The 9,304-nt window shown below is 60.6% G+C and carries 7 protein-coding genes; 4 read left to right on the top strand and 3 right to left on the bottom strand.

Going from position 1 to position 9,304, the window contains the following annotated elements:
• Positions 1-233: 233 nt before the first annotated feature.
• Genes AC07OG_RS10895 through rloA form a run of 3 tightly spaced genes read right to left on the bottom strand, consistent with a single transcriptional unit; the run spans position 234 to position 3,297 of the window.
• Complete coding sequence (locus AC07OG_RS10895) at positions 234-1,220, bottom strand: alpha-L-glutamate ligase-like protein (protein WP_218424522.1); 987 nt, start codon at positions 1,218-1,220, stop codon at positions 234-236.
• Positions 1,220-2,755, bottom strand: a complete 1,536-nt coding sequence (rloB, locus tag AC07OG_RS10890; protein ID WP_060539829.1) for an osmotic stress tolerance membrane protein RloB — start codon at positions 2,753-2,755, stop codon at positions 1,220-1,222. Before rloB ends, AC07OG_RS10895 begins: the two co-directional genes overlap by 1 nt.
• A 5-nt stretch (positions 2,756-2,760) precedes the next feature.
• Positions 2,761-3,297 carry a retropepsin-like aspartic peptidase RloA gene (rloA, locus tag AC07OG_RS10885; protein WP_060539828.1) on the bottom strand — a complete coding sequence of 179 codons (537 nt, stop codon included), beginning with the start codon at positions 3,295-3,297 and terminating at the stop codon, positions 2,761-2,763.
• A gap of 301 nt (positions 3,298-3,598) precedes the next feature.
• Between rloA and AC07OG_RS10880 the strand changes: the two genes are divergently transcribed.
• The 4 genes from AC07OG_RS10880 to acnD all read left to right on the top strand — a co-directional run bounded on the left by AC07OG_RS10880 (position 3,599) and on the right by acnD (position 9,301).
• Complete coding sequence (locus AC07OG_RS10880) at positions 3,599-4,315, top strand: GntR family transcriptional regulator (RefSeq protein WP_177336941.1); 717 nt, start codon at positions 3,599-3,601, stop codon at positions 4,313-4,315.
• On the top strand, positions 4,312-5,202 hold the full coding sequence (gene prpB / locus AC07OG_RS10875; protein ID WP_007944511.1) for a methylisocitrate lyase: 891 nt from the start codon (positions 4,312-4,314) through the stop codon (positions 5,200-5,202). Before AC07OG_RS10880 ends, prpB begins: the two co-directional genes overlap by 4 nt.
• 171 nt (positions 5,203-5,373) lie before the next feature.
• Positions 5,374-6,501 carry a bifunctional 2-methylcitrate synthase/citrate synthase gene (prpC, locus tag AC07OG_RS10870; RefSeq protein ID WP_060539826.1) on the top strand — a complete coding sequence of 376 codons (1,128 nt, stop codon included), beginning with the start codon at positions 5,374-5,376 and terminating at the stop codon, positions 6,499-6,501.
• A 205-nt stretch (positions 6,502-6,706) separates the two neighbouring features.
• Positions 6,707-9,301, top strand: a complete 2,595-nt coding sequence (gene acnD, locus AC07OG_RS10865; protein ID WP_495067010.1) for a Fe/S-dependent 2-methylisocitrate dehydratase AcnD — start codon at positions 6,707-6,709, stop codon at positions 9,299-9,301.
• Positions 9,302-9,304 lie beyond the last annotated feature (3 nt).

Genomic DNA, 9,304 nt, shown 5'->3' with positions numbered 1-9,304 from the left:
GTTCAGCGTTTTCAAGTCGCTGTGTGTCGTTGTGGGTTCAGCGTTTTCAAGTCGCTGTGTGTCGTTGTGGGTTCAGCGTTTTCAAGTCGCTGTGTGTCGTTGTGGGTTCAGCGTTTTCCAGCCGCAGTATTTCGATTATGGATTCGGTATAGCACGTTCAGGTCGCCGTATTTCTAGAGAAACCCACGGTCAGTCCCCTCTCCCCCTGGGAGAGGGTTAGGGTGAGGGGCTTTTCAGCCTTCCACCGCAGGAATATGCCCAAACATCTCCTGCACAAACGCCACGCGCTCTTCGACGGTTTCACTCACCCCGCGAGCCTTCAACTCTTCCAGCCGCGCCTCGACCGCATGGCAACGCAGCGTCAACCCACAGTCATTGGCGATCTGAATGTTCAAACCCGGCCGGGCGTTGAGTTCGAGAATCAGCGGCCCCTTGTCCTGGTCCAGCACCATGTCGACACCGATGTAACCCAGGCCGCACAGCTCATAACAGCCGGCGGCGAGTTTCATGAAGCCGTCCCAGTAGGGCAATTGCACGCCGTCCACCGCATTGGTGGTGTCCGGGTGCTTGGTGATGATGTTGTTCAACCAGGTGCCGCGCAACGTCAGGCCTGTGGCCAGGTCCACGCCGACGCCGATGGCGCCCTGGTGCAGGTTGGCCTTGCCGCTGGACTGGCGGGTCGGCAGGCGCAGCATGGCCATTACCGGATAGCCCATCAGCACGATGATGCGGATGTCCGGTACGCCTTCGTAGCTGATGCTCTTGAAGATCTGGTCGGGGGTGACACGGTACTCGATCAGCGCCCGGTCGCGGTGACCGCCCAGGGAATACAGGCCGGTGAGGATGCTGGAGATGTGGTGCTCGAGCTCTTCGTGGGCAATGATCTTGCCCGACACCGTGCGGTAGCGGCCTTCGAAGCGGTCTGCGACAACAATGATGCCGTCGCCGCCTGCGCCCTGGGCCGGCTTGATCACGAAGTCGTTGCGCCCGCCGATGATCTCGCCGAGCTTGTCGATTTCCTTCTCGGTAGAGATCACGCCATACAGTTCCGGCACATGAATGCCGGCGGCGATGGCGCGCTCCTTGGTGATGATCTTGTCATCGACAATCGGGTACAGGCTGCGCTTGTTGTATTTGAGCACATAGTCTGCGTTGCGCCGATTGATGCCCATGATGCCCCGAGCTTCCAGGGCCTTCCAGGTCTTCCAGAAGCCGAACATCAGGCGTCAGCCTTCTTCAGGAAAGCCTTGAACCGCACCAGTTCGGTCAGGCGGTAGCCGCGATAGCGCCCCATCGCCAGCATGAAACCGACCAGAATCAGCAGGATCGCCGGGAAGGTGAACACGAAGTACACCAGTTCCGGGACGGTCATGATCAGGTGCGCCAGGGAGGCGGCGAACAAGGTGCCGATAGCCACTTTCATGGCATGGCTGGCGCCGCGCTCTTCCCAGGTGATCGACAGGCGTTCGATGGTCATGGTCAGAATCACCATCGGGAACAGTGCCACCGACAAACCGCGTTCCAGGCCCAGTTTGTGGCTGAACAGGCTGATGGCCGCGATCAACACCACCACGAACGTCAACACCACCGACAGCCTCGGCAACATCTGCAGCTTCAGGTGTTCGAGGTAGGAGCGCAGTGACAGCCCCAGCGCGGTGATAACGGTAAACAGCACAATGCCGAAGCCGAGCTGGGTTTCGCGGAAGGCCAGGGCGATCAGCACCGGGGTGAACGTGCCCAGGGTCTGGATGCCGATCAGGTTGCGCAGGATCAGGATCACCAGCACGCCGATCGGGATCATCACCATGATCATGAAGGTCTGCTGGGTTTGCAGCGGCAGGCCGTACAACGAGTATTCGAGGAACTTGGCGTCGGTGTTTTCGTCGGTCAGCTTGGCCAGGCGAATGGCGTTCATTTCGCTGTTGTTCAGGCTGAAGGTCACGGTTGCTTTCTTGCCGCCGTCGACGGTAATCAGGTTTTCATCGCCGCTCCACCACAGCAGGCGGTCGGTCGGCAGCCCCTGTTCGCCGGTTTCCGGGTTGAAGTACAGCCAGTCGGTACCGTTGAAACTGCGCAGCCACAGTTCCGGGACTTGCGGCTGGTCGGCCACCAGGCGAATGGTGTGGACCTTTTCTACTGGCACGTGGGCAATGGACAGCAGCAGTTCGACGATTTTCGCCTTGTGCGCCGTGGTCGGATCGCCGGCCAGCAGCAGTTTCACATTGTCATCGTTGACGTTGTTGACCCGCTTGATGGCTTCGCCGATGAAGGTCTCGACGTCCGCCGAATGCTGGCGAATGGGTGCAAGCAGGGCTTCGGCGGCGACTTTCTCAGGGCCTTCGATGGGCATGCTGTCGCGGAACGTCGCACCTTTGATCTTGGGTTTTTCGCCGGAGTAGCGTTTGGTCAGTACCAGGCGGTAATAGAGCGTCTGGTTGCCCTTGGCCCGGCGCGCCGACCAGGTAACCTTGCGGTTGCCGTCAACGCGGTTCACGGCCACGCCGTAGTTGTTGGAGATGAAGCTCTCGTTGAGGCTGACGAAGTCGCGGCTCAAGGGCGGCACGAACATCTGGATCTTGACCGGATCCTTGGCACTGGCGACGAACTCGACCTTGGCGTCGATGTTCCATAAGTCGTCGGTGGCATCTTCGGTCACCGGAATGCCCAGCACGAAGATCTGATAGGCCGTGACTGAAATGCCCAGCACCACCAGGATGGCGATCAGCAGTTTCAGATGAAGGGTAAGAGCGCGCATTTAAATTACTCTGCGATATGAGCGTCGGTGGTGCAGGCGGGTTTGCCTGCAGCATATTTAAGGCTGGGGTCGACCAGCGCATCGAAACGTTTAAGCGCTTCGGAGCCAATCAGCAGCGGATATTGGAATGCGCTGCGGTCAGTCAGGTTCACTTCGATGCTGCGTAAGGCCGAGCCCATGCAGATATCCAGTTCGATCACCGGGCGGGCCGTGTACTTCTTGCCTTCTTCCGGGTCGTAGTCGCCGGCCCGGCGCTTGATCTTGCTGACGCGGGCCAGGGGGCGTTCGATCGGATGCGAATGAGCGGTGTCGATGGCCAGGTAGAAGCGCACCCACGACTCGCCATTGCGTTTAAAGCGCTTGATGTCCCGGGCACTGAGTGAAGCGGTTTTCGCTCCGGTGTCGAGTTTGGCCGCAACTTCCAGGTCGATGCCGCCCAGCGATGCGTACTCATTGAGGCCGTACACGGTCTTTTCACCCGCCGCTGCAAAATCGGGCAGGTAAAGTAGAAAAAGAAGTGCAGGGAAGGGCTTGAGTCTCATAAATCCTGGTGCGCAGCAGTCCGTGTTTCGATTCAAGGCCCTGGCATCGCTGCGCAAGCTCCCTCGTATGCCTGCCAGGGTTTCATGACAGGCAGTGCAGATGTGACACACAAATGCGGGCGGCATTCTAGCACGGTGGTTTTATGGCGCCAGCGTGGCCCTGTGCTCCAGTTGTAGACATCTATACGTGATGGAACTGCCGGTTATCAGAAGATTGTCGACAATATCCAATTATCCTTTGACTCCCATGGCGCTTTTCGCTAATTTTTGCGGCATTGGATTTAAAGGTGTCGACAATATGCTGGATCAACTCGATCCCCCGGTGATTGCGCAGGACGATTCGGAGACTCTCTCCGAGAACGTCTTCCGGCGTATTCAGGCGGCTATCGTCAAAGGCGATATCGCCCCGGGCAGCAAAATCTCCGAGCCGGAACTGGCGCGCACCTACGGTATCAGTCGTGGCCCGCTGCGCGAGGCCATCCATCGCCTGGAAGGCCAGCGTCTGCTGGTGCGTGTGCCGCACGTCGGCGCCCGGGTGGTATCACTGGACCACGCCGAGTTGATCGAGCTCTACGAAATCCGCGAGTCCCTCGAAGGCATGGCCTGCCGTCTGGCCGCCGAACGCATGAGCGTCGAGGAGATCGATGAGCTGCGCCAGGTGCTGGTCACCCACGAGCGCGACGAGGCGTTTCAGGCCGGTCGTGGCTATTACCAGCAGGAAGGCGATTTCGACTTCCATTACCGAATTATCCAGGGCAGCGGCAATCGCACGCTCACCCAAATGCTCTGCGGCGAGCTGTACCAGCTGGTGCGCATGTACCGGATGAAGTTTTCCAGCACGCCCAATCGCCCACACCAGGCGTTCGCCGAGCACCACCGCATTCTCGATGCCATCGCCGACCGTGACGGTGAACTGGCCGAGTTGTTGATGCGCCGCCACATCGGCGCTTCCAAACGCAATATCGCCCGTCATTACCAGGACGGCGCCAACCCGACAGCCAAACGAGGTGAGTCATGAGTTTGAACAAGAGCACTCCAGGTCAGCGTTTCCGCGATGCGGTCGCCAGCGAGCATCCATTGCAAGTGGTCGGTGCAATCAACGCCAACCACGCGTTGCTGGCCAAGCGCGCCGGTTTCAAGGCGATCTACCTGTCGGGTGGCGGGGTAGCTGCCGGCTCCCTCGGCCTGCCGGACCTGGGCATCACCGGCCTGGATGACGTGCTGACCGACGTGCGTCGTATCACCGACGTTTGCGACTTGCCGCTGCTGGTGGACGTGGACACCGGTTTCGGTTCGTCGGCCTTCAACGTTGCCCGTACCGTGAAGTCGATGATCAAGTTCGGCGCCGCGGCGATCCACATCGAAGACCAGGTCGGTGCCAAGCGTTGCGGCCACCGTCCTAACAAAGAAATCGTTACCCAGCAGGAAATGGTCGACCGCATCAAGGCTGCTGTTGATGCGCGTACCGATGACAGCTTCGTGATCATGGCCCGTACCGACGCCCTGGCGGTGGAAGGTCTGGAATCCGCTCTGGATCGCGCTGCTGCCTGCATCGAGGCTGGCGCCGACATGATCTTCCCGGAAGCCATCACCGAGCTGGACATGTACAAGCTGTTCGCCAGCCGCGTGAAAGCGCCGATCCTGGCCAACATCACCGAATTCGGCGCGACGCCGCTGTACACCACCGAGCAGTTGGCTGCGGTTGACGTGTCCCTGGTGCTGTACCCGCTGTCGGCCTTCCGCGCCATGAACAAGGCAGCGGAAAACGTCTACAACGCACTGCGCCGCGATGGCACCCAGGCGAATGTCATCGACACCATGCAGACTCGCATGGAGCTTTACGATCGCATCGACTACCACACCTTCGAGCAGAAGCTCGATGCGTTGTTCGCCGCGAAGAAATAATCAACGCCCTGTCACTGTAGGAGCGAGCAAGCTCGCGATGGACGTCAACGAAAACGCGGGAAGCCGCGGCGTAGCGTCCACCATCGTCGGAGCGCCGCCCGGAGCATGCTCGCCCCTACAGGAAGACGGACGAAGTTTCCCTGACAAATTCAAGAATGCTGGAGACAAAAAATGGCCGAAGCAAAAGTACTCAGTGGCGCCGGGCTCCGTGGCCAGGTAGCCGGGCAAACCGCACTGTCCACCGTGGGCCAGGCGGGTGCCGGTCTGACCTATCGTGGTTATGACGTCCGTGAACTGGCGGCTGACGCACAGTTCGAAGAAGTCGCCTACCTGCTGTTGTACGGCGACCTGCCGAGCAAAGCACAACTGGCTGCCTACGTCGCCAAGCTGAGCAAGCTGCGTGACCTGCCGCAAGCGTTGAAAGAAGTGCTGGAGCGCATCCCTGCCGATGCCCACCCGATGGACGTGATGCGCACTGGCTGCTCGTTCCTGGGTAACCTGGAAGCGGAGAACAACTTCTCCGAGCAGCACGACAAGACCGACCGTCTGCTGGCCGCCTTCCCGGCGATCATGACCTACTGGTATCGCTTCAGCCACGAAGGCAAGCGCATTGACTGCGTGAGCGACGAGCAAAGCATCGGTGGTCACTTCCTGCACCTGCTGCACGGCAAGAAGCCGAGCGAGCTGCACGTCAAGGTGATGAACGTTTCGCTGATTCTCTACGCAGAGCACGAGTTCAACGCATCGACCTTCACTGCACGTGTTTGCGCGTCGACCCTGTCCGACCTGTTCTCCTGCATCACTGCGGCCATCGGTTCGCTGCGCGGCCCGCTGCACGGCGGCGCCAACGAAGCGGCGATGGAAATGATCGAGCGCTTCAGCTCGCCTGAAGAGGCGATCAGCGGCACCCTCGGCATGCTCGAGCGCAAGGACAAGATCATGGGCTTCGGTCACGCGATCTACAAAGACAGCGATCCACGTAACGAAGTGATCAAGGGCTGGTCGAAAAAACTCGCTGAAGAAGTGGGCGACAAGGTGTTGTTCCCGGTTTCCGAAGCCATCGACAAGACCATGTGGGAGCAGAAGAAACTGTTCCCGAACGCGGACTTCTACCATGCCTCGGCGTACCACTTCATGGGTATCCCGACCAAGCTGTTCACGCCGATCTTTGTCTGCTCGCGCCTGACCGGCTGGGCTGCTCACGTATTTGAGCAACGCGCCAACAACCGCATCATCCGCCCGAGCGCCGAATACACCGGCGTTGAACAGCGCAAGTTCGTGCCAATCGAACAACGCTGAACGGTGGAGGCTTCCACGCGGGTTGCTGATTGAACCGGTGATCATTGTGGGAGCGGGCTTGCTCGCGAAGACGGGCTGACATCCAACATCGATGTTGACTGATACACCGCTTTCGCGAGCAAGCCCGCTCCCACATTTGACCGAGTTCAATTCGGCAGCTGCGCCAGGGCCCCCCTTTGTATTTACCGTGACCGAGTCCCGACTGATGAACACAGAATTCCGTAAAACGCTTCCCGGCAGCCATCTGGATTATTTCGACGTCCGCGCGGCGGTCGAGGCCATCCAGCCCGGCGCCTATGACACCCTGCCGTACACCTCCCGCGTGCTGGCGGAAAACCTTGTGCGTCGCTGCGACCCGGCCACGCTCAACGAATCCCTGAAGCAATTCATCGAGCGCAAACGCGACCTCGACTTCCCTTGGTTCCCGGCCCGTGTGGTGTGCCACGACATTCTCGGCCAGACCGCCCTGGTCGACCTCGCCGGTCTGCGTGATGCGATCGCCCTGCAAGGTGGCGATCCTGCGCAAGTCAACCCGGTGGTGCCGACCCAACTGATCGTCGACCACTCCCTGGCCGTCGAGCGTGGTGGTTTCGATCCGGAGGCGTTCGAGAAGAACCGCGCCATCGAAGACCGCCGCAACGAAGACCGTTTCCACTTCATCAACTGGACCAAGAAGGCGTTCAAGAACGTCGACGTGATCCCGCCAGGCAACGGCATCATGCACCAGATCAACCTGGAGAAAATGTCTCCGGTGATCCAGGTGCGTGACGGCGTGGCCTTCCCTGATACCTGCGTCGGTACCGACAGCCACACCCCGCACGTCGATGCGCTGGGCGTGATCGCCATTGGTGTTGGCGGCCTGGAAGCCGAGAGCGTGATGCTCGGCCGCGCCTCCTGGATGCGTCTGCCTGAGAGCGTCGGCGTAGAACTGACCGGCAAGCTGCAACCGGGCATCACCGCCACCGACATGGTGCTGGCGCTGACCGAGTTCCTGCGCAAGCAAAAAGTCGTTGGCGCATGGCTGGAGTTCTTCGGCGAAGGCGCAGCGGCCCTGACCCTGGGCGACCGCGCGACCATCTCCAACATGGCCCCGGAATACGGCGCCACCGCTGCGATGTTCTACATCGACCAGCAGACCATCGACTACCTCAAACTCACCGGCCGTGAAGACGACCAGGTGCAGTTGGTGGAAAACTACGCCAAGACCACCGGTCTGTGGGCTGACAGCCTCAAGGGCGCGCAATACGAGCGCGGCCTGACGTTCGATCTGTCCTCGGTAGTGCGCAACATGGCCGGCCCGAGCAACCCGCACGCCCGTGTAGCGGTTTCGGATCTCGCTGCCAAAGGCATCTCCGGCCAGTGGGACGATGTCCCGGGTCAAATGCCGGACGGCGCGGTGATCATCGCCGCCATTACCAGCTGCACCAACACCAGCAACCCGCGCAACGTGATCGCCGCCGGCCTGCTGGCGCGTAATGCCAACAAGCTCGGCCTGGCCCGCAAGCCATGGGTCAAGTCGTCCCTGGCCCCGGGTTCGAAAACCGTGGCGCTGTACCTCGATGAAGCCGGCCTGACCGATGAGCTGGAACAGCTCGGTTTCGGCGTCGTCGCGTTCGCCTGCACCACTTGCAACGGCATGTCCGGTGCACTGGATCCGGTGATCCAGCAAGAGATCATCGACCGCGACCTGTACGCCACTGCCGTATTGTCCGGCAACCGTAACTTCGACGGCCGGATTCACCCGTACGCCAAACAGGCATTCCTCGCTTCGCCGCCTCTGGTAGTGGCTTACGCCATCGCCGGCACCATCCGTTTCGACATCGAGAAGGACGTGCTGGGCGTAGTAGAGGGCAAGGAAATCCGCCTGAAAGACATCTGGCCGAGCGATGAAGAAATCGACGCAGTGGTCAAGGCGTCGGTCAAGCCGGAACAGTTCCGTCAGGTCTACATCCCGATGTTCGCTATCCACGAAGACACCGGCCCGAAAGTCGCGCCGCTGTACGACTGGCGCGAAATGAGCACCTACATCCGTCGTCCGCCGTACTGGGAAGGCGCGCTGGCCGGCGCGCGTCCACTCAAGGGCATGCGTCCTCTGGCAGTGCTGCCGGACAACATCACCACTGACCACCTGTCGCCGTCGAACGCAATCATGCTCGACAGCGCCGCCGGCGAATACCTGGCGAAAATGGGCTTGCCGGAAGAGGACTTCAACTCTTACGCGACTCACCGTGGTGACCACCTGACCGCGCAGCGCGCGACCTTCGCCAACCCGAAACTGTTCAACGAAATGGTTCAGGAAGACGGCAAGGTCAAGCAGGGTTCGCTGGCTCGCGTGGAGCCGGAAGGCAAGGTCATGCGCATGTGGGAAGCGATCGAAACCTACATGGATCGCAAGCAGCCGCTGATCATCATCGCCGGTGCCGACTACGGTCAGGGTTCGTCCCGTGACTGGGCCGCCAAGGGCGTGCGCCTGGCCGGCGTGGAAGCGATTGCCGCCGAAGGTTTCGAGCGCATCCACCGCACCAACCTGGTGGGCATGGGCGTGTTGCCGCTGGAGTTCAAGCCGGGCACCAACCGCCACACCCTGGCCATCGACGGTAGCGAAACCTACGACGTCGTCGGTGCTCGCACACCGCGCGCTGATCTGACGCTGGTGATCAATCGCAAGAACGGCGAAGTCGTCGAGGTCCCGGTGACCTGCCGTCTCGACACTGCCGAAGAAGTGTCGATCTACGAAGCCGGCGGCGTGCTGCAACGCTTCGCCCAGGACTTCCTCGAAGAGTCGGCAGTGGCCGTATAACAC

The sequence above is a fragment of the Pseudomonas sp. GW821-FHT09H03 genome (genome assembly GCF_059415945.1).
The sequence above is the reverse complement of the archived record's forward strand: the minus strand, read 5'-3'. Positions and strand labels throughout refer to the sequence as shown.